We start from the raw sequence: 23390 nt of genomic DNA, 5'->3' as shown, positions 1-23390 counted from the left end.
GTGTTTTCAGTGGTGACCCGGCTTGAGTGGCAGCGCCGGGTCGGCCAGTTTCTTGGCCAGCACGGCGCCGATCTCGGCGAGCGGCCGCCGCCGCATCAGGTCGTTGTGCGCCGCGGCGACGCCGTGGACCTCCAGCTCCCCGCCGAGGTGGCCGTGCCAGTCGCCGGGGTCCCCGGCCTGGTCGACCGTCGCGGCGAACAGCAGCGCCCCGGTGCGGCACCGGCCGGTCACCGACCCGGCCTCGGCGCGGACGCTGCCGGCCATGACCCGCTGCAGCCGCCGGATCTGCTCGCCGGTCAGTCCGGCCAGTTCCTTGCCAGCGGACCGGACCGCCCGCAGCACCCGGTCGAAGTCGAGCTCACCGTCCAGTTCGGACACCGCGATGTCCGCGGAGACGAGGATTCCCGCCAGGAACTCCCGTTCGGAGAACCCGGCAGCCGCGTCGGTCTCGGTGCGCGGGTAGGAGTCGAGCAGCGCGAGCAGCGCGATCTCCTCCCCCGCGGCCTCCAGCTGGACGGCCATGGCGTGGGCGAGCTGCCCGCCGAGCGACCAGCCGAGCAGCCGGTAGGGCCCCTCGGGCTGGACGGTCCGGATCGCCGCGACGTAACCGGCGGCCATCTCTTCGAGGGTCTCCGGCATCGGCTCGTCCCCAGCCAGGCCCGCCGCCTGCAGCCCGTAGAGCCCGACCTGGGGCGGCAGGTGCTCGGCGAGGCCGACGTAGGGCCAGCTGAGCCCGCCCAGTGGGTGCACGCAGAACAACGGCTGCGCGTCGCCGCCAGGGCGTAACGGCACCAGGACGTCCAGCGAACCCGCGGAACCCCCGCCGTCGAGCCGGGTCGCCAGTGCCGCGACCGTCGGCGACTCGAAGATCAGCACGATCGACATCTCGACCCCGAGCCGGGCGCGGACCCGGCTGACGAGCCTGGTCGCCAGCAGCGAGTGCCCGCCCAGCTCGAAGAAGCTGTCGTCGATGCCGACCGTGTCGTGGCCGAGCAGCTCGGCGAAGATCTCGCAGAGCGCCTGCTCGACGTCGTCGCGCGGTTCCCGCCCGGCCGGGCGCTCGCCGAGGAGTGGTTCGGGAAGCGCCTTCTTGTCGAGCTTCCCGTTGGGTGTCACCGGGATCGTCTCGATCGCGACGTAGTGCGCCGGGACCATGTGGCCGGGCAGCGAGCCGGTGAGGTGGTCGCGCAGTGTCGCGTGCTCCACCTCTTCGGCGGCGGTGTAGTACGCCACCAGCCGCGGCTCACCGTTCTGTCCCGTGTGGACGGTCACGACCGCGTTGCGCACCGCCGGGTGGGCAGCCAGCGCGTGCTCGATCTCGCCGAGCTCGACACGCTGGCCACGGATCTTCACCTGGTCGTCGGTGCGCCCCAGGAACTCCAGCACACCGTCGACGGTCACCCGTGCCACGTCTCCCGTGCGGTACAGCCGCGATCCGGGCGGGCCGAAGGGATCCGCCACGAACCGCTGCGCGGTGAGCTCCGGCCGGTTCAGATAGCCGTGCGCCAGCTGCACCCCGCCGAGATAGAGCTCGCCACCACTGCCGGGCGGGACCGGTGACAGGGTCGCGTCGAGCACGTAGGTCGTGGTGTTCCACACCGGACGGCCGATCGGCACCACCGCCGCCGCGGACGGCGTCGCGCAGTCCCAGGCCGTGACGTCCACGGCGGCCTCGGTCGGCCCGTAGAGGTTGTGCAACCCGGCGTCCAGCAGCGACCGGAACCGGGCCGCGAGGCCTTGTGGCAGCGCCTCCCCGCTGGTGATGACCCGGCGCAGGCCGGTGCAGTCCGCCGCGGCGGGCTCGGCCAGGAAGACGTCGAGCATCGACGGCACGAAATGCGCCGTGGTGATCCCGGCGTCCTGGATCAGCCTGGCCAGGTAGACCGGGTCGCGGTGCCCGCCCGGCTTCGCCACGACCTGGGTGGCGCCCGCGATCAGCGGCCAGAAGAACTCCCACACCGAGACGTCGAAACCGGACGGCGTCTTCTGCAGCACCCGGTCGTCGGCGTCGAGGCGGTAGGTGTCCTGCATCCACAGCAGCCGGTTGACGATGGCGCGGTGCCCGACGACGACCCCCTTCGGCCGTCCGGTCGAGCCGGAGGTGTAGATCACGTAGGCCGGGCCGTCCGGCACCGGCGTGTCCGACCCGCCCGCTTCGGCGGGCAGCGTGGCCAGCTCGCGCACGGTGTCCACGTCGTCGAGCACGACCACGTGGGCGTCGAGCTCGGGCAGCCCGGCGTCGGCGTCGCAGGTCGTGAGCACCACCGCCGGGGCCGCGTCGGCGAGCAGGTAGGCGACGCGCTCGGCGGGGTAGTCCAGTTCGATCGGGAGGTAGGCCGCGCCCGCCCGCTGGGTCGCGAGCAGCGCGACGGTCAAGTCGATCGAGCGGGGCACCGCCACCGCCACGACGTCGCCGCGACGCACCCCGCGCGCCGCCAGCAACCGGGCCAGGCGCGCCGAACGCGCGTCCAGCTCGGCATAGCTGACTTCGACGTCGCCGTCGACGAGCGCGGTCCGGTCCGGTGTCCTGGCCGCCTGCGCGGCGAACAGGCCGGGGATCGTGTCCGGGAAAACCGCGTGCCCGGTGTCGTTCCAGCCGGTGATCAGCAGGCGGCGTTCGGCAGGCTCGAGCAGGTCGAAGCGGCTCAGCGGGCGGTCCGCGTCGGCCAGTCCGATTTCGAGCAGGCGGACCAGCCGACGGCTCAGTCGTTCCACAGTGGACTCATCGAACAGGTCACAGCTGTACTCGACACTCAGGTCAATACCCGCCGGAGCACCATCAGCATCCTTACGCTCAACAAAGTTGAACCCCAGATCAAACTTCGCCGCACCCACCCCACCAGCAACAGGACGAGCCACCAAACCCGGCAAATCCAACGACGCCACCGCATTGTTCTGCACCACCACCATCACCTGAAACAACGGATGCCGAGCCAACGACCTCGACGGCGCCACCGCATGCACCAACTGCTCAAACGGCAAATCCTGATGCGCATACGCCGCCAAATCCGTCACCCGAACCCGCTCCACCAACTCCCTAAACCCCGGATCCCCCGACACATCCGACCGCAACACCACCGTATTCACAAAAAAGCCCACCAACTCGTCCAACGCCGAATCAGTACGACCCGCGACAGCAGTCCCCAACGGCACATCACCACCCGCACCCAACCGCGACAGCAAGCCCGCGATCCCGGCGTGCAGCACCATGAACACGCTCGAACGGGTGGAGCTGGCCAGCTCCAGGACACCGCGGTGCAGCCCGGCTCCCAGCTCCGTCGAGACCGAGCCGCCGCGATAGCTCGACACGGCGGGCCGCACCCGGTCGGCCGGCAGGTTCAGCTCGTCCGGCACCCCGGCGAGCGCGTCGCGCCAGAAGGCGAGCTGCCCGGCGATCGGCGAGTCCTCGTCGGTCTCGTCGCCCAGCACGTCTCGCTGCCACAGCGCGTAATCCGCGTACTGCACCGGCAGCGGCTCCCAGCCGGGAGCGCGACCGGACAACCTCGCCCGGTAGGCGGCCTGCAGGTCCCTGGCGAGCGGTGCCTGCGACCAGCCGTCACCGGCGATGTGGTGGAAGACCACGCACAGCACGTGTTCGGTGTCGCCGGTGCGGAACAGCCGCACCCGCACCGGCACCTCGGCGGACAGGTCGAACCCGGTCGAACCGGCTGTGGCCAGCGCGTCGGCCAGGTCCTCCTCCCCGACGTCGACGACGTCGAAGCTCACCGAGCATTCGCCGACGCCCAGCACCCGCTGCCACGGCTCACCGTCGACCTCCGGGAACACCGTCCGCAGCGACTCGTGCCTGCCCAGCACGTCCGCAAAGGACTCGCGCAGGGCGTCGACGTCCAGCGCGCCGGACAGCCGCACGGACAGGGGGATGTTGTAGGTGCCGGACAAGCCCTCCATGCGGTTGAGGAACCACAGGCGCCGCTGGGCGAACGACAGCGGGATCCGGTCCGGCCGCTCCTGCACGCACAGGCGATCGCGGCCGCCGGCCGAGGAACCGGCCACCCGCTCCGCGAGAGCCGCGACCGTCTGGGCGTCGAAGATGTCGCGGAAGGGCAGCTCGATCTCGAACAGCGCCCGGACCTTGCTGACCAGCCGGGTCGCGAGCAGCGAGTGCCCGCCAAGGTCGAAGAAGCTGTCGTCGACGCTGGTGACCGGCTTGCCGAGCAGTTCGGCGAACAGCTCGCACAGCGACCGCTCGACGTCGTCGCGCGGCGCCCGGCCGGTGGTCTCACTCGGTTCGGGCAGCGCCGCCCGGTCCACCTTCCCGTTACGGGCCAAGGGGATCGAGTCGATCACCAGGTAGGTCGCGGGCACCAGGTGCTCGGGCAAGACGGCGGCGAGGTGCTCCCGCAGCGCGGCGGCGTCGAACTCCGGCTCCGTTGCCGTGTAGTAGGCGGCGAGCTTCGGTTCCCCGTTCTGTCCCGTGTGGACTGTCACCACGGCGTCACGCACCGCCGGGTGGGCGGCCAGGGCGTGCTCGATCTCGCCGAGCTCCACCCGCTGACCGCGGACCCGGACCTGGTCATCGTTGCGGCCCAGGAACTCCAGCACGCCGGCACGGGTGACCCGTGCCAGATCGCCGGTCCGGTACAGCCGGGCTCCTGGCGGGCCGAAGGGGTCCGCCACGAAGTGCTGTGCCGTGGTACCCGGCCGGTTCAGGTAGCCGTGCGCCGGTTGCACCCCGCCCAGGTAGAGTTCGCCGCGGCTGCCCGCGGGAACGGGGGCGAGGTTCGCGTCGAGCACGTGGGCACGGGTGTTGCGGATCGGCCTGCCCAGCGGCACGACGAGGCTGCTCGACCCGGTCGCGCAGTCCCAGGCGGTCGCGGTGCCCGACAGCTCGGTGGGCCCGTACAGGTTGTGCAGCCCGGCGTCCAGGATGACGCCGAACCGCTCGGCGACCGCCGGGGGCAGCGGCGCGCCACTGGTGAAGAGCCGTCGCAGCCCCGTGCAGTCGGCGGCGGCGGGCGCGGCGAGGAAGGCCGCGAGCATCGAGGGTTCGAACCGCGCGGTGGTCACCCCGGTGTCGGCGATCAGGCGCGCCAGGTAGACCGGATCGCGATGTCCGCCCGGCTTCGCCACCACCTGTGCGGCGCCCGCGATGAGCGGCAGGCACTGCTCGTGAAGCGACGCGCCGACGTCGACCGGGCTCTGGTGCAGCATCCGGTCGTCCGCACCGAGGACATGGGTGTCCCGCAGCGCGGACAGCTGGTTGACGATCCCGCGGTGCGCGAGGACGACGCCCTTGGGCTGTCCGGCGGGGTCGGCGACGTAGAGCACGGCGGCCGCGCTGTCCGGGACCGGACCCGCCAGGCCGTCGGTGTGCGCGGGCAGCGTGGCCAGTTCGCGTTCGGTGTCCGGGTCGTCGAGCACGAGGACCTCGGCACCGATCCCGGGCAGGGTGACCCCGGTGGTGGTCAGCACGAGCGCGGACTTCGCGTCCGTGAGCACGGACACGAGGCGCACGGCGGGGTGGTCAGGGTCGACCGGGAGGTAGGCCGCGCCCGCCCGCTGGGTCGCGAGCAGGGCGACGGTCAGCTCGGCCGACCGGGGCATCGCCACCGCGATGACGTCACCGCGACGCACGCCGCGAGCCACGATGAGGCGGGCCAGGCGGGCCGAACGCGCGTCCAGCTCGGCATAACTCAGCTCGACGTCGCCGCAGACGAGCGCGGTCCCCTCGGGGGTGCGCGCGACCTGCGCGGCGAACAGGCCGGGGATCGTGTCCTCGACCGGTTCGCCGCCGGTGTCGTTCCACTCGCTCACCAGCGTGCGCCACTCGGTGGGCTCGAGGAGATCGAGCTGGCTCAAGGGCATCGAGGGGTCGGCGACCGCCAGTGACAGCAGGCGGAGGAGTCGTCGACCGAGAAGCTCCACAGTGGACTCGTCGAACAGGTCACAGCTGTACTCGACACTCAGGTCAATACCCGCCGGAGCACCATCAGCATCCTTACGCTCAACAAAGTTGAACCCCAGATCAAACTTCGCCGCACCCACCCCACCAGCAACAGGACGAGCCACCAAACCCGGCAAATCCAACGACGCCACCGCATTGTTCTGCACCACCACCATCACCTGAAACAACGGATGCCGAGCCAACGACCTCGACGGCGCCACCGCATGCACCAACTGCTCAAACGGCAAATCCTGATGCGCATACGCCGCCAAATCCGTCACCCGAACCCGCTCCACCAACTCCCTAAACCCCGGATCCCCCGACACATCCGACCGCAACACCACCGTATTCACAAAAAAGCCCACCAACTCGTCCAACGCCGAATCAGTACGACCCGCGACAGCAGTCCCCAACGGCACATCACCACCCGCACCCAACCGCGACAGCAGCGCGGAAACGCCTGCCTGCAAGGTCATGAACAGGCTCGCCCTGGTCGAGCGCGCCAGTCCGAGCAGGGTGCGGTGCAGCCGGGCGTCCAGGTCCACCGACACCGAGCCACCGCGGTAGCTCGACACCTCGGGCCGCGCGCGGTCCACCGGGAGGCTCAGCTCGTCCGGCACGCCGTCCAGCGCGTCGCGCCAGAAGGCCAGCTGACCGGAGATGGCCGAGTCCTCGTCGTCCTCGCTGCCCAGCACAGCTCGTTGCCACAGCGCGTAATCCGCGTACTGCACCGGCAACGGCTCCCACTGTGGAGCCTGTCCCGCCAGCCGCGCGCGGTAGGCGGCACCCAGGTCCCTGGCCAGCGGGGCCTGCGACCAGCCGTCGCTCGCGATGTGGTGGACGACCACCAGCAGCACGTGCTCTTCGGCGGTGACGCGGAACAAGTGCACCCGCAGCGGCACGTCGGCCGCCACGTCGAAGCCGACCGCACCGGCCGCCGCGATCGCGCCCGGCAGCTCTTCCCTGGCCACGTCGGAGACCTCGAAACCGAGCTCGACGTCGTCGACCCCGACGACCTCCTGCCAGGGTTCGCCGTCGACGTCGGGGAAGATCGTCCGCAGCGACTCGTGCCGCCCCATGACGTCCACAAAGGACGCACGCAGGGCGTCGGCGTCGACCGCGCCGGAAAGGCCGACCGCCAGTGGAATGTTGTAGGTCCCCGACGGACCTTCCATCCTGTTCAGGAACCACAACCGGCGCTGCGCGAACGACAGCGGCACCCGCTCCGGGCGCTCCTGCACGCACAGCTGGTCACGGCCGCCGGTCACGGACCCGACGACCCGCTCCGCCAGCGCCACCACCGTCTGCGCGTCGAACAGCGCGCGCACCGGGAGCTCGATCTCGAAGACCCCGCGGATCCGGCTCACCAGCCGGGTCGCCAGCAGCGAATGCCCGCCAAGGTCGAAGAAGTTGTCGTCGATCGTCACCGCCGGGACGCCCAGCACCTCCGCGAACAGCCCGCACAGCAGCTCCTCGTGCGGGGTGCGCGGCGCGCGGCCGGAGCCGGACACGGCGGCGAGATCGGCCACCGACGAACCAGGGCCGGACGACGCGGGTTCCGCGACGACCCAGCCCGAAGGCACCTCGACCGAGGCACCCAGCTCGGTGACCGGCCTGCCCGCGTCCCCGGCCATCGACGCCAGCAGCCGCGCCAGGTTGTCGAGCAGCCCGGAAACTGTGGCGGGGTCGAACAAATCGGCCCGGAAGCCCAGCCGCAGCTGGACCCGCTCGCCGGGCACGCCGATCAACGTGAGCGGGTAGTGCGTCGCGTCGGCACCGGACACGCCGGTGACCGAGATGTCGCCGAGCGAGCCCTGCAGCGAGTCCGCGTCCACTGGGTAGCTCTCGAAGGCGACCATGGTGTCGAACAGCTCGCCGTGCCCGGTGGCGCGCTGGATCTCGGTGAGCCCGAGGTAGTGGTGGTCGAGCAACGCCGTCTGCTCGTCCTGCACGCGCAGCAGCAGCGCCCGCACCGTCTCGGCGGGGTCGAGGCGGACACGCACGGGCAGGGTGTTGATGAACAGCCCGACGATCGACTCGACGTCGGGGATCTCCGGCGGGCGGCCGGAAACGGTGGCCCCGAACACCACGTCCCCGGTGCCGGTCAGCCGCGAGAGCAGCACGCCCCAGGCCACCTGCAGCATCGTGTTAACGGTGATGCCGAGCGTCCTGGCGAGTGCCGCCAGCTCGGCGCTGGCCTGCTCCGGCAGGTCCACGGTGAGCTGGCCAGGCAACGCGCCCGTCGGGCCGGAAGCCCGCGGAGCCACCAAAGTGGGTCCGGCCAGCCCGTCGAACGCCTCCCGCCAGGTGGCGAGCCCCTCCTCCTTGTCCTGCTTGCGCAGCCAGGCGAGGAAGAGCTTGAACGGCGGCGCGGGCGGCAGGCCCGCGGCGCTGCCGCCGCGCTGGTAGAGCTCGAACAGCTCACCGAGCACCAGCGGCATCGACCAGCCGTCGAACAGGATGTGGTGGGAGCTGAACAGCAGCCGCCAGGACCGCTGTGCCAGGCGCACCACGGTGAACCGCAGCAACGGCGGCTTGGTGAGGTCGAACCGGATAGCGTCCTCGGCGACGCCGAGCTCGGCGAGCCGCCGCTCACGGTCCGCGGGCTCGAGCGCCGAGAAGTCGTAAGTGACGACCGGTGGTTCGAACTCACGCGGGATCACCTGGACCGGCTTGCTCAGGTTCTCCGACAGGAACCCCGCGCGCAGGTTGGACCGCCGGATCAGCAGCGTCCGGACGGCCTCGCCGAACACGGCCACGTCGAACGGGCCCTCGAAGTCGACGGCGAGCCGCACCGTGTAGACGTCGAGCGCGTCCTCGTCGTAGGTCGCGTGGAAGAGCATGCCCTCCTGCAACGGTGCGAGCGGCAGGATGTCCTCGAACAGGTCCTTGCTGGTCATTGCTTCCTCCATTCCGCTTCCAGCACCCCGATGTCGTCGAGCTCGAGGTCGATCAGTGACAGATCCGACGGGGTGAACCCCGCGGACTCCCGCTCGGCGACGTGCTCGGCCAGCGCGGTGAGCGCGCGGAACCAGCCGTCGGCCAGCAGTCGTACGTCTTCGGCGGCCAGCAGTGCGCGTGGCCACGTCCAGTTGGCGACGAGCCGGGGCCCGGTCGCGGCGTCCTCGACGACGACGTTGAGCGACAGCGAGTGCGGCGCGCCCATCCCCGGGTCGCCGCCCAGGTCGCGGAGCACTTCGCTGTCGGTCGACATGGTCCAGTCGGTCGTGTCGGGCTCGGCTCCCCGCTCTTCGGAGACCGCCGCCCGGCCGAGGTAGTTGAACGCGAACTGGGCGGAGCCCAGCGCCGCGAGCTCATCGCGGGTGCCCGGGTTGAGGTAGCGCACCAGGCCGAACCCGATGCCCTCGTCCGGCGTCGAGTGCAGGGTCTCCTTGACCCGGCCGACCGCCTTGCGCAGCGCCGCCGGGTCGGCGTACACCCGGCCCCATGACACGGGCCCGAGGTCGAGCCGCACCGGCGCGATGCTGGTGAACCAGCCGACCGTGCGCGAGACGTCGATGTCCTCGTCGAGGCCGGGCACCGCCTGCCTGCCGTGCCGCTCGACGTCGACCAGCACGGTGGTGTCCGCGCCGAGCCCGCGCCGCCGCCGCCAGTCGGCGATCGCCAGCGCGAACGCCGCCAGCAGCACGTCCTGCACGCCGCTGCCCGCGGCGCTGGGCACCGTGCTCAGCAAGGGCGCGGTCACCGTTTCGGGCAGCGTCGCCGCTAGTGAGTCGAGCGTGCCCATCGTGTCGGTCGCCAGGTCCTTGGGACGGGTGGTGACCAGCGCGTCTTCACCGCGCAACTGCTCGGTCCACCAGGCGACCTGCGCCGCGCGGGCCGGTTGGACGGCCAGCTCGGTGAGCCGCTGAGCCCAGCGCCGCCACGACGTCCCGACGGGTTGCAGCTCGGCTGTCCGTCCCTGCGCCGCCGCCTGCCAGGCCGCGGCGAGGTCCGGCATCAGGATCCGCCAGGACACCCCGTCGACGGCCAGGTGGTGGCCCGAGACCAGCAGCTGGCCGGGCTCGTCCGGCCCGGCGTCGAACCAGACCGCCTGGAGCATCACCCCGGTCTCCGGGGAGAGCCGCCCCGCGGCCAGCCCCGCCTGCTCGGCGAGCACGGCGCGGAGCTCGTCGCGGCCCAGCCCGGCCACGTCGACCCGCAGGACGCAGTCGGTCACGCTGACCGCGCCCCGGGGCCGGACCTCGTAGGACCACTCGCCGTTCTCGGCGACGTCGAGGCGCAGCCGCAGTGTGTCGTGGTGGTCCATGACCTGCCGCACCGCGGTGGTCAGCGCGTCCAGGCGGACGGTCCGCGGCACGCGCACCAGCACCGTCTGGTGGAAGCGGCCGATGCTCCCGCCCAGCCCGCGCAGCCAATGCGTGACCGGGGTGAGCGGGACGTCACCGATGCCGGCGTCCGGGTCGTCGAGCGAGACCTCGTCGACCGGGCGCGCGACCAGGGCGAGCCCGGCCACCGACCGGTGCTCGAAGACCTCGCGAGGAGTGATGACCAGCCCGGCCCGGCGGGCCTGGCTGACCACCTTGATGGACATGATGCTGTCGCCGCCGAGCTCGAAGAAGTTGGCGTCGACGCCCACCTCGGGCAGGGCGAGGACCTCGGTGAACACCTCGGCGAGCACCTTCTCGGCGTCGGTCGAAGCGGCCCGGCTCTCGCCGACGGCGGTGAGCTCCGGCGCGGGCAACGCCTTCTCGTCGAACTTGCCGTTGGTCGTCAGTGGCAGCGCGTCGAGCACGACGAATGCCTGCGGCACCATGTACTCCGGCAGCCGCTCGCCCGCCCAGGTCCGCAGCTGCCCGATGTCGAACTCACCCTCGTGGCCCGCCACCAGGTAGCCGACCAGCTGACGCACGCCCGGCCGGTCCTCGCGGACCACGACCGCGGCCTGGCGGACCGCGTCGTGCTCGGCGAGCACGGACTCGATCTCGCCCAGCTCGATCCGGAACCCGCGCAGCTTCACCTGGTTGTCCCGGCGCCCCAGGTACTCCAGCAGCCCGTCCTGGCGCCACCGCACGACGTCGCCGGTGCGGTAGAGCCGGGAACCGTTGTCCCCGAAGGGATCCGCGACGAACCGCTCCGAGGTCAGCCCCGGGCGGCCCAGGTAGCCCCGCGCCAGGCCGACGCCGGACACGTACAGCTCACCGGCGACACCCACCGGGCACAGCCGCAGCCCGGCGTCGAGCACGTACGCGCGGGTGCCGTCCAGCGGACGGCCGATCGGCACGTTGTCGGGCACCGGTTCGGCGGGTGAGAGCCGGTGGCTCGCGGCGAAGATCACCGCCTCGGTGGGGCCGTACCCGTTCACCACGATGGTATCCGGGCAGGCCTCGCGCACCTGGCGCACCGGCCCGGCGGGCACCGCCTCACCGCCGACCCACAGCTCGGTCAGCCCGGCGAAGCAGTCGGGGCCTTCGGCGGTCAGCATCCGGAACAGGCCCACGGTGAACCAGGTCGCGGTGACCCGGCCCGCGGTGATCACCCGCGACACCGTGGCGACGTCGAGCTCACCGGGCGGGGCGACCACCACGGTGCCACCGTTCAGCAGCGGGACCCAGATCTCGTAGCAGGAGACGTCGAACGCGTGCGCGGTGTGCATCAGCACCCGGTCGTGGGCGCCGTTCGCGAACCGGGTGTCCGCGGCGAAGTCGGCCAGCGCCCGGTGACTCACCTGCACGCCCTTGGGACGGCCGGTCGAGCCGGAGGTGTAGATGACGTACGCGAGCCGGTCCGGCGCCTGCGGCATCGGCAGCCCGCCCGCGGGCAGCGGGTGGTGCTCGGGCAGGTCGCCCGCCTGCAGCACGATGCGGATCCCGGCGTCGGCGAGCACGTCCTCCCGCCGGGCGGGCGGCCACCGGTGGTCCAGCGGGACGTAGGCCCCGCCCGCGCGGACCACGGCGAGCGCCGCGACCAGGTAGTCGATCGACCGCTCCATCAGGATGGCGACCGGCTCCTCCGGGCCCATCCCCCGTTCGAGCAGCCACGCGCCCACCCGCTGCACCCGGTCGTCGAACTCGGCGTAGGTCAGCGACTCCGTGCCGCACACCACGGCCTCGTGGCCGGGCTTGGCGGCGACCTGCGCCGCGAACAGCTCCGGCACGGTGAGCACCGGCACCGGTGGCACCGGCGGGCTCCACTCGCCGAGCAGCAGCTCGCGCTCGGCCGGGTCGATCACCTCGATCGTGTGCAGCGGCCGGGTGGGATCGGCGGCGACCGCGCGCAGCAGCGTCACCAGGCACCCGGCGATGCGCTCCGCGCTCGTCCGGTCGAACAGGTCGGTGCTGTAGGTCAGGATGCCGGACATCCCGCCCGCTCCGTCCACACCATCGACCTCCTCGACGACGCTGAGCTCGAGGTCGACCTTCGCGATCGGCAGCAGCACGTCCTCGACGTCCACCCGCAGGCCCGGCAGCGCGAACTCGCTGATCTCGTTGTTCTGGTAGGCGAGCATCACCTGGAAGAGCGGGTTGTACGACAGCGAACGGTCGGCGCCGACGAGGTCGACCAGCCGCTCGAACGGCAGGTCCTGGTGCGCGTAGGCGCCCAGCGCGGTGGCCCGTGCCCGCCGCAGCAGGTCGACGAAGGCCGGGTCGCCCGAGGTGTCGGTCCGCAGGACGAGCGTGTTGACGAAGTAGCCGATCAGGTCGTCGGTCGCCGCGTCCAGCCTGCCCGCGACCGGCGTGCCGATCGAGATGTCCTCGCCCGCGCCGAGCCGCGTCAGCAACGCGGCCAGCGCCGACTGGAACACCATGAACGGCGTGGTGTCGGTCTTCGCGGCGAGTGCGCGCAGGCTCGCGTGCAGCTCGGCGTCGACCCGCACGCCGACAGAGTCGCCCCGGTGGGTGGCGACCGGCGGTCGCGGCCGGTCCGCGGGCAGCGTCAACGCCGGGAGTGCGTCGGCGAGGGTGTCCGCCCAATAGGCGAGCTGGTTCGCGGCGAGACTGTCCTTGTCCTCGTCGGTGCCGAGCAGATCCCGTTGCCACAGCGCGTAATCCGCGTACTGCACCGGCAGCGGGCGCCAGTCGGGCGCGACGCCTTCGACCCGGGCGGCGTAGGCCGCGCCGAGGTCGCGGGCCAGCGGTGCCTGCGACCAGCCGTCACCCGCGATGTGGTGCAGCACGACGCACAGCACGTGCTCGTCCTCGCCGACGGCGAACAGCCACGCCCGTACCGGCAGGTCCACCGCGAGGTCGAAACCGGTCGAACCGGCGGCGACGAGCGCGGCGGCCAACCCTGCCTGCGGGACCTCGGTGACCTCGAAGGCGACCGCCGCCTCCTCGGCGGGAACGACCCGCTGCCAGGCCTCGCCGTCGACGTCGGGGAACACCGTGCGCAGCGACTCGTGCCTGCCGATCAGGTCGGCGAACGCGGCGCGCAGGGCCGCGACGTCCAGCTCGCCGGAAAGGCGCACGGCGAACGGGATGTTGTACGTCGAGCTCGGTCCTTCCATCAGGTTGAGGAACCACAGCCTGCGCTGGGCGAACGAGAGCGGCACCCGCTCGGGACGCTCCGCGGGCCGCAGCGCCGCGCGGCCGCCCGCCGTGGTACCCGCGACCCGCACGGCGAGCGCCGCGACGGTCGGTTCCTCGAACACCGCGCGGATCGGCAGCTCGACGCCGAGCACCGCGCGCACCCGGCTGACCAGCCGGGTGGCGAGCAAGGAATGGCCGCCCAGCGCGAAAAAGCTGTCGTCCACCGAAACGGAGGACAGGCCGAGCACCTCGGAGAACAAGCCGCACAACAGTTCCTCGTGCGGGGTGCGGGGTCCACGCGCCTCGGTCAAGACGAGCTCGGGCTCGGGCAGCGCGGCGGTGTCGAGCTTGCCGTTGGTGGTCAGCGGCAGCGCTTCGAGCACCACGAAGGACTGCGGCACCATGTATTCCGGCAGTCGCTCTCCCGCCCAGGCCCGCAGCCCGTCAATGTCGAACTCAATGTCGAACTCGCCTTCGCGGTCCGGAACCAGGTAGCCGACGAGCTGACGCACGCCAGGGCGGTCCTCGCGCACCATCACCGCGACCTGGCGGACCGCGTCGTGCTCGGCGAGCACCGACTCGATCTCGCCCAGCTCGATCCGGAACCCGCGCAGCTTCACCTGGTTGTCCCGGCGGCCGACGAACTCCAGCAGCCCGTCCGGACGCCACCGGACCACGTCGCCGGTGCGGTACAGGCGGGAACCGTTGTCCCCGAAGGGATCCGCGACGAATCGCTCCGAAGACAGGCCAGGGCGGCCCAGATAACCCCGTGCCAGGCCGACGCCCGAGACGTACAGCTCACCGGCGACACCCACCGGGCACAACCGCAGCGCGCTGTCGAGCACGTAGACGCGCTTGCCGTCCAAGGGCTCACCGATCGGCACCGGGTCGGGCACCTGCCCGGCGTCGCGCAGCCGGTGGGCCGCGGCGATGACGGTGACCTCGGTAGGCCCGTAGGCGTCCACCACCGTGGTGTCCGGGCACGCGGCCAGCACCTGGCGCACGGCGGTCGCGGGCACGGCCTCGCCGCCGGTCCACACCTCGCGCAGCCCCGCCAGGCACTCCGGCGACTCCGCGGCGATCAACCGGAACAGCCCGGTGGTGAACAGCGTCGAGGTGACGCGCTGCTCGGTGATGGTCCTGGCGATCGTGGCGACGTCGAGCTCGCCGGGCGGCCCGACGACCAGCGTCCCGCCGCCCAGCAGCGGGATCCACATCTCGTAGGTCGAGGCGTCGAACGCGTGCGCCGACTGCAGCAGCACCCGCTCGTGCCCGCCACCCGCGAACCGGCTGTCGGCGGCCAGGTCCGCGATCCCCCGGTGGGTGATCGCGACGCCCTTCGGCCGTCCGGTCGAACCGGAGGTGTACATCACGTAGGCGATCCGGTCCGGCCCCGGCGGCAGCGGCAGCCCGCCCGCGGGCAGGGGGTGGTGCGCGGGCAGGTCGCCCGACTGGAGCACGATCCGGATCCCGGCGTCGGCGAGGACGTCGTCGCGCCGCGCCCGCGGCCACCGGTGGTCCAGCGGGACGTACGCCCCGCCCGCCCGGATCACCGCGAGCACCGCGACGACGAACTCGATCGACCGCTCCATCGAGACGCCGACCGGCTCCTCCGCCCCGACGCCGCGCTCGACGAGCCACGCGGCCACCCGGTGCACCCGGTCCGCCAGCTCGGCGCGGGTCAGCGACTCGGCACCGCACACGAGCGCCTCGTGCTCCGGCCCGTCCGCGGCCCAGCCCGCGAGGACCTCCGGCAGCGTCCGCGCGGGAATCGTTGCGGCAGCGGGGTTCCACTGCTCCAGCAGCCGGGACCGCTCGACCGGGGCGAGCACGTCGACCCGGCCCTCGGGCAGCGACGGGTCGGCGACGAAGGACCCCATGACCGCGGCCAGCCGGGCCGCGAGGACCTCCATCTCGGCCTCGCCGAACAGGTCCGGCCGGTAGGTGAACCGCAGCTCCAGCGACGAGCCGGGGATGACCATCAGCGCGAGCGGGTAGTGCGCGCCGTCGGTGGAGAACACGTCGACGACCGACAGCCCGCAGGGCAGCGTCAGCGCCGCCGGGTCGACCGGGAAGTTCTCCAGCACGGTGAGCGTGTCGAACAGCTCGCCGTGCCCGGCGAGACGCTGGATCTCGGCGAGCCCGAGATGCTGGTGCGACATGAGCTTCCGCTGCTCGTCCTGCACCCGCTCGCACAGCGCGAGCAGCGACTCGGCGGGGTCGATGCTGACCCGCACCGGCACGGTGTTGAGGAAGAGCCCGACCATGGTGTGCACGCCGGGGATCTCCGGCGGGCGCCCGGCCAGCGTCATGCCGAACGTGACGTCCGCGCGGTCGGTGAGCCTGCCCAGCAGCAGCCCCCAGGCGGCCTGCACGACGGTGTTGAGGGTGAGCCCGTGCTCGCGGACCCGTTCGGTCAGCCGCGCGGTGGTCTCCGGGGACAGCCTGGCGCTCACCTTCGCCGGGAGCACGGCCGCGGACCGGTCGTCGGGCGCGTGCGCCAGCATCGTCGGGCCGTCGAGCCCGTCCAGCGCGGTGCGCCAGGCCGTGGTCGCGGCCTCGTGGTCCTGTTTGGCCAGCCACGCCAGGTGGTAGCGGTACGGCGTCACCCTGGGCATCCCGGAGATGTCGCCGCCCGCGGCGTAGAGCTCGAACAGCTCGCGGACCAGGATCGGCGCCGACCAGCCGTCGAACAGGATGTGGTGGTTGGTCACCAGCAGCCGGTGCCGCTCCGGGCCGGTGCGCACGACGGTGAACCGCAGCAACGGCGGCCTGCGCAGGTCGAACCGGGTGGCCCGGTCCGCCTCGGTGAGCTCGCGCAGCGCCTCGTCCAGTTCCTCGGCTGGCAGGTCGGTCAGGTCGAGCTCGTGCCAGGGCAGCTCGATCGACGGCGGGACGAACTGCAGCGGGCGCACGCCCTCGTGCCGGAACCCGGCCCGCAGGTTGGCGTGCCGGTCCAGCAGCGCGTACGCCGCGTCGCGCAGCATCGCCGGGTCGAGCGGGCCGTCGATGTCCATGCCGAGCTGCATGACGTAGACGTCGGGGCCGTGATCGTCGTACTGCGAGTGGAACAGCAGGCCCTCCTGCAACGGCGTCAGCGGCAGCACGACGCCCAGCGAGGTGTCCTTTGTGGTCATTCCGAAACGCTCCAATCCGATTCGAACCGGTCGAGTTCGTCCTGCGAAACCAGTTCCATGTCCCAGAAGTCGTCGCCGGTCTCGCCGGCGGGTTGTGCGGCGTCGGTGCCCACCGGCTCGGCGGCGGCGGCGATCGCGCGGACGGTCCGGTGCGCGAACACGTCCTGCGCGGCGAACACCAGCCCCTCCGCCCGTGCCCGGCTGACGAGCTGGATGGAGATGATGCTGTCGCCGCCCTGTCGGAAGAAGTCGTCGTCGACGCCGACCTTGGGCAGGCCCAGCACCTCGGCGAACAGCCGGGCGACGATCTCCTCCCGCGGGGTGGCTGGCGGGCGGTCCGAGCCCTCCGACGCGAAGTCCGGCGCGGGCAGCGCCCGGTGGTCGAGCTTGCCGTTGAGGGTGACCGGCAGTTCGCCGAGCAGCACCAGCGCGGCGGGCACCATGTAGTCCGGCAGCCGCTCGGCCAGCGCCGCCAGCAGCTCGGCGACCAGCGCACCGCTGCGGCGGGCCGCGAGCGGGTCGTTGGCGTACCGCGCGGGCGCCACGCCGGGCAGGTACAACCCGCGATAGGCGGGCACCGGTTCGTCGGCGGCGGACTCCGTGACGAAGACGGCGTCGAGCCTGCCGTCCTCGACATCAGCGGTCCAGGTCACCAGCGCCCGCAGGCCGAGGCCTTCACCGGCCCGGTGCAGCGCCGCAACGTCCACTCGGTCGTCCACATCGGACGATCCGGCGAGGTCCTCCGTGAGCCTGCCGTTGGGAATCCCGTTCACCCGCAGGCCATCGGAAACCCCGGCGCGCAGCCGCGCGGTCAGCCCCGCCAGGTCGCCGACTTCCGCCCACGCCACCGCGGGCACCTCGGCCACCGAAACCGGCGCGAGCGGCTGCTTGTGCAGCACGACGTCGTAGCGGTAGCGGCTGAGTTCGTTGCCGTAGTCGCCGCTCTTGACGCGGATGTCGGCGCCCGCGAACCCGAACAGCTGATCGCCGAGCGTCTCGAACAGACCGGGGTCGATCAGGAGCTCGGTCTCCCGCTCGACGGCCTTGTCCACCGCGTCGCGGACCGCTTCGGGGCTGTCGCCGGGATTGGCGAGGCGGTGGATCGCGGTCCGCATGCAGCGCAGCAGCCGCAGGTCGCGCAGGTCGCCGAGGAACACCGACCCGGTGGCGCCGAGCATGCCGAAAGCCTTGCGCAGCACGTCGATCAAGTAGTCGACGCTCGGGAAGTACTGCGCGACCGAGTTGATCACGACGGTGTCGAACGTGCGGTTGGGCATCCCGCTGATGTCGTGCGCGGGACGCGCGGAGAACCACGTCTTCCCTGCCAGGACCGGGTCGTCGGCGGTCTGGCGGCGCAGCTTCTCGATCACCTCGCCGGAGAGGTCGGTGCCGAGGTAGCTCTCCACCCGCGGCGCGATCGGGGCCATCAGCAGACCCGCGCCGACGCCGATCTCCAGCACCCGGCGCGGCCGGAGCCCCAGGATCCGGTCGACGGTCTCCTGCCGCCATGCCCGCATGTCAGCCTCGGGCAGCACGGAGCCGTCGTAACTGCTGTGCCAGCCCGCGAAGTTCTCCCCGAGCGGCGGCTCGTCGTCGGGCGACGGCGCGCCGTACACCTCGTCGTTGATGACCTGCCACTTGTCGACCTGGTCGCTTTCCAGCTCGACATCGCGGGCCTGCTCGGCGCCCTCGGCGGGCACCACGTAACCGACGAGCCTGCGCTCGCCCGGCCGGTCCTCGCGGACCACGACCGCCGCCGACGCGACGTGCGCGTGGTCGGTCAGCGCACTGGTGACCTCGCCGAGCTCGACGCGGAAGCCGCGCAGCTTGACCTGGTCGTCGACCCGCCCGGCGAAGTCGAGCTGCCCTTCGGCGCCCCAGCGCGCGAGGTCGCCGGTCCGGTACATCCGCTCGCCGGGGTGGCCGAACGGCGCGGCGACGAACCGCTCCGAGGTGAGCCCCGGCCTGCCGAGATAGCCGCGGGCGAGGTTGACCCCGGCCACGTACAGCTCACCGACGATCCCGGGCGGGACCGGGCAGAGCGTGCTGTCGAGGACGTAGACCCGCGCGTTCGCGATCGGCATGCCGATCGGCGGGACCGCGGCGCCGGACAGCGGCAGGCTCATCGTGGCGCACACCGTGGTCTCGGTGGGGCCGTAGGCGTTCACCATCCGCCTGCCCGCCGACCACACCCCGGCCAGCTCGGCCGAGCAGGCCTCGCCGCGACCGTCAGCACCAGGTCCGCGGGCACGGCGGCAGGGTCGAGCCCGGTCAGCGCGACCGGGGGGATCGTCGCGTGGGTGATCCGGTGCTCGGTCAGGAACCGCGCCAGGTCGGGGCCGAGCAGCAGCCCGCCGCCCACCGGCAGCACCAGGGTGGCGCCGCGCAGCAGCGCCATGACCACCTCCGACACCGCGGCGTCGAAGCTGGGCGCGGCGTACTGCACGACCCGGCTGCCCGGCTCGACGGCGAACCGCTCGATCTGGGCCGCGGCGAGGTTGCCGATGCCCCGGTGCGTCACGACGACGCCCTTGGGCCGCCCGGTCGAGCCGGAGGTGTAGATCACGTACGCGGGGTGGGCGACCGACGCGGGCCCTGATCGGTCCACATCGGACAGTGGGGCGTCCGGCAGCGCGCCGAGCGCGGCGGTGGTTTCCGGCGCGTCGAGGACCAGCCGGGGCACGTCGGGCAGCACCTCGTCGACCAGCCCGGTCACCGAAGCGAGAGTGAGCAGCAGCACCGGTGCGGAGTCCGCGGCCATGAACGTGACGCGCTCGCGGGGGTAACCCGGGTCGACCGGCACGAACGCGGCACCTGCCGTCACCACGGCCAGCTGTGCCACGACGAGATCCAGCGAGCGGGGCATGACCAGCAGCACGCGGTCCTCCGCGCCGAGGCCGAGCGCGACCAGCCGCCGGGCCAGCCGGTTGACCCGGCTGTCCAGCTCCGCGTAGGTCAGCTCGTCCGCACCGGCGACCACCGCGGTGGACGCCGGGGTGCGGGCGGCCTGCGCGGCGAACAGCGCGGGCAGGGTCTCGATCCGGACGTCGCGGGCGGTGTCGTTCCAGCGGTGCAGGATCAGCTCGCGCTCACCGGCGTCGAGCAGGTCCAGCTCGCTCAGCCGCCGCACCGGCTCCTCGATCGCCCGGGTCAGCAGCCGGGTCAGCCGGGTGATGAGCAGCTCGATCGTCGCCGCGTCGTAGAGGTCGGTCGCGTACTCGACGCCGCACACCACGCCCTGCGGCGTACCGCCGTCGCCGTAGACCTCGCGGAAGTCGAACAGCAGGTCCAGCTTGGCGGTGTGGGTGATCGCGGGCTCGATCGTGGCGCGCAGCCCCGGCAGGTCCAGCACCGGCGTCTCGTTGTTCTGGAAGCCGAGCCCGACCTGGATCAGCGGGTGCCTGGCCGCCGAGCGCTCCGGGTTGAGCACCTCGACCAGCCGCTCGAACGGGAGGTCCTGGTTGGCGAACGCGGCGAGCCCGTCCGCACGGGCGGTGCCGAGCAGGTCGGCGAAACTCGGGTCGCCGGACAGGTCGGTCCGCAGCACCAGCGTGTTGACCAGGAAGCCGACCAGGTCGTCGAGCGCCTCGTCGGTGCGGCCCGCGATCGAGATGCCGAGCGGGATGTCCGCACCGGCGCCGAGCTTGCCGAGCAACGCCGCGAGCGCGGTCTGCACGACCATGAACATGCTGACGTCGTAGTCCCGCGCGCACCGGATCAGCCGCTGGTGCACCGCGGCGGGCAGGTCGAACCGAGCTGTCTCACCGCGGTAGGAGGCGACGGCCGGGCGCGGCCGGTCCGGCGGCAGGGTGACCTCGTCCGGCAGCCCGGACAGGTAGCGGGTCCAGTGGGCCAGCTGCGCGGTGATCGCCGAGCCCGGGTCGTCCTCGTCGCCGAGGATTTCGCGCTGCCACAACGTGTAGTCCGTGTACTGCACCGGAAGCGGGGTGAACGCCGGCGCGTTGCCCCGGCAGCGCGCGGCGTAGGCGGTCTGCAGGTCGCGCACCAGCGGAACGAGCGACCAGCCGTCACCCGCGATGTGGTGCAGCGGCATCAGCAAGGCGTGCTCGTCCTCGGCCACCGCGAACAGGTGCGCGCGGATCGGCGCCTCGCGGGACAGGTCGAAACCGATGCTCGCCCGCTCGGCCATGAGCGTGTCCAGCTCGCCCGCGCCGACCTCGCTGACGCCCATCGCGGGCGTCGCCACGTCGGCGGGCAGCACCAGCTGGCGCGGCCTGCCGCCGGTGTCGGGGAAGACGGTGCGCAGGCTTTCGTGCCTGCCCACCACGTCGCCGATCGCGGCCTGCAGCGCCTCGCGGTCGAGCGATCCGTTGAGCCGCAGCACGATCGGGATGTTGTAGGTGCCGGCGCCGCCGTCGATCTTGTCGACGAACCAGAGCCGCAGCTGCGCGAACGACAGCGGGATCTCGTCGGGTTTGGGCATCGGCTCGAGCGCACGCCGCGCCGTCGGCACCGCGCCGCTGTCGGCCAGCCGGTGCAGCAGCCCGGCGGGGGTCGGGGCCTCGAACACCGTGCGGATGGTCAGCTCCACCCCGAAGGCCGCCCGGATCCGGCTGACGAGCTTAGTCGCCAGCAGCGAATGGCCGCCGAGGTCGAAGAAGTTGTCGTCCATCCCGGCGGACGGGACGCCGAGGAACTCGGCGAACAGGCCGCAGACGATCTCCTCCTCCGGCGTGCGGGGCGCCCGTCCGGCGGCTCCGGCGGTGGCGAGGTCCGGCGCAGGCAAGGCGCGGACGTCGAGCTTTCCGTTGGTGGTCAAGGGAAGCCGGTCAAGCTGGACGAAACGGGACGGCACCATGTGGTCGGGCAGCGTGGCGCCGGCGTGCTTGCGCAGCTCCAACGCTTCCAGCGGCTCCGCGCCCGGCGTGCCGACCAGGTAGGCGACGACGCGCTTGTCGCCGGGCTCGTCCTCGCGGACGACCACGGCCGCCTGCCGCACGTCCGGGTGCGCCAGCACCGCGGCCTCGATCTCGCCGAGCTCGACGCGGAACCCGCGGATCTTCACCTGCTGGTCGGCGCGGCCAAGGTACTCCAGGTCCGCGGAGCCGTCGATCGCCCAGCGGGCAAGGTCGCCGGAGCGGTACATCCGTGCCCCCGAAGGCCCGAACGGATCGGCCACGAACCGCGACGCGCTGAGGCCGGGGCGGTTGAGGTAGCCGTCCGCGACACCGGGCCCGCCGACGTACAGCTCGCCGAGCACGCCGGGCGGGGAGGGCCGCAGCGCGGTGTCCAGGACGTAGACCCGAAGGTCGTCGAGGCCGAGGCCGATCATGCTGCCGGTACCGGCGGCCGCGTCGGCGGCGGCGAGTGCGTTCTCCGTGGTGTGCACCGTGGTCTCGGTGATGCCGTACATGTTGACCAGCAGCGGCGCGTCCTCGCGGTGCCGCTCGTACCACTCGGTGAGCCTGCCGAATTCGAGCGCCTCACCGCCGAAGACCACCATCCGCAGCGCCAGGTCCGCGGCCAGCTCCTGGTTGTCCCGGTCGGCCTGGATCAGCTGGTAGAACGCCGACGGCGTCTGGTTGAGCACGGTGACCCGCTCGGTCACCAGCAGCCGCAGGAACTCCTCCGGCGACCGGCTCACCTCGAACGGCGCCACGACGAGCTTGCCGCCGTGCAGCAGCGCGCCCCAGATCTCCCAGACGGAGAAGTCGAACGCGTAGGAGTGGAACAGCGACCAGACGTCGTCGGGACCGAAGCCGGTCCACCGCTCGGTCGAGCCGTAGAGCCGGATCACGTTCTGGTGGGCGACGATCACGCCCTTGGGCTTGCCGGTCGAGCCGGAGGTGTAGATGACGTAGGCGGCCTGGTCCGGGAGCACCGGCCCGCCGCGCTCGGCGTCGGTGATCGCGGTGTCGGGCAGGGCCGCGAGCTCGGCCTCGGTTTCCGGCGCGTCCAGTGCGATCTCGGGGGTCTCGACGGACAGCGTGCCGAACGCGTCGCGCTGCGCGGTGATCAGCGCCGCGGGCGTGGCGTCGCCGAGGATGAAGGCCAGGCGCTCGGCCGGGGACTCGGGGTCGATCGGCAGGTACGCCGCGCCCGCCTTCAGCGTCGCCAGCAGCGAGACGATCGTGTCGACGGAGCGGGGCACCGCGAGCGCGACGAGCTGACCGCGCCGGACACCACGGTCGATGAGCAGGCGCGCCAGCTGGTTCGACCGCGCGTCCAGCTCCCGGTAGGTCAGCGCGCGGGTGGCCGCGCCGACCGGGCAGACGACCGCCGTGTTGTCCGGGTGCGCGGCCGCCGCCTCGGCGAACCGCTCGGGCAGGGTGGCCTTCGCGACCGGCTCGAAGTCCGACGCCACGCCGCCCCAGTCGCCGACCAGCCGCTCAAACGTGTCCGGCTCGACGAGCTCCAGGCGGCCGAGCGGCTCGTCCGGGTGGTTCGCGATCGCGCCGAGCAGGCGGATCACCAGCCGGTGGTGCTGTTCGGCCGCCGCCGGGGAGTACACGTCGGGGTTCGCGCTGAGGTCGAGCTGGAAACCGCCGTCCTGCCCGGCGAACACCACCAGCGACAGGTCGTCGTCGTGCCCGTGCACCATCGGCACCAGCGTCGCGGGGTGCTCGCCGAAGCTCAGGCTCTGCGCGAACACGCTGAGGTTGACCCGGGGGCCCAGCAGCCGCCCGTCCGAGCCGAGCAGTTTGAGGTCGCGGCGCAGGTCCTCGTAGCGGTACCGCTGACGGCGGGACACCTCGCGCATCCCTTGGTGCGCCTGGCGAACCAGCTCGGCGGCGGTCATCTCCGGGCGCACGGACAGCCGGACGCCGACGACGTTGGACACCATGCCGGGCACCGTGCGGCCCGCGGCCGGCGAGCGGGCCGCACGGTGCCCGGCAT

General features: G+C 72.3%; 4 protein-coding genes. All 4 read right to left on the bottom strand.

From position 1 onward, the window contains the following. Positions 1 to 6 precede the first annotated feature (6 nt). Entirely contained in the window at positions 7 to 8805 is an 8799-nt protein-coding gene (locus QMK34_RS37595) for a non-ribosomal peptide synthetase (protein WP_326419534.1), read from the bottom strand. Beyond that, positions 8802 to 16532, bottom strand: coding sequence for a non-ribosomal peptide synthetase (locus QMK34_RS37590; RefSeq protein WP_326419532.1), 7731 nt, complete (start codon positions 16530 to 16532; stop codon positions 8802 to 8804). The genes QMK34_RS37595 and QMK34_RS37590 overlap by 4 nt, the downstream gene beginning before the upstream one ends. Continuing rightward, a complete protein-coding gene (locus tag QMK34_RS37585) occupies positions 16529 to 18700 on the bottom strand; it encodes an AMP-binding protein (protein ID WP_326419530.1) in 2172 nt (723 codons plus the stop codon). Before QMK34_RS37585 ends, QMK34_RS37590 begins: the two co-directional genes overlap by 4 nt. Then, on the bottom strand, positions 18697 to 23390 hold a 4694-nt coding region (locus QMK34_RS37580; RefSeq protein WP_326419529.1), incomplete at its 5' end, for a non-ribosomal peptide synthetase. The genes QMK34_RS37585 and QMK34_RS37580, both read right to left, overlap by 4 nt.

The sequence above is a fragment of the Amycolatopsis sp. H20-H5 genome, from assembly GCF_035828755.1.
GTDB lineage: Bacteria > Actinomycetota > Actinomycetes > Mycobacteriales > Pseudonocardiaceae > Amycolatopsis.
Note: the sequence above shows the minus strand (reverse complement) of the source record. Positions and strands in the feature narration are given on the sequence as shown.

Bases quoted from the DNA above. Each gene is read 5' to 3' on its own strand.
- QMK34_RS37595 (WP_326419534.1), bottom strand. From the start codon at position 8,805: ATGACCAGCAAGGACCTGTTCGAGGACATCCTGCCGCTCGCACCGTTG.
- QMK34_RS37590 (WP_326419532.1), bottom strand. From the start codon at position 16,532: ATGACCACAAAGGACACCTCGCTGGGCGTCGTGCTGCCGCTGACGCCG.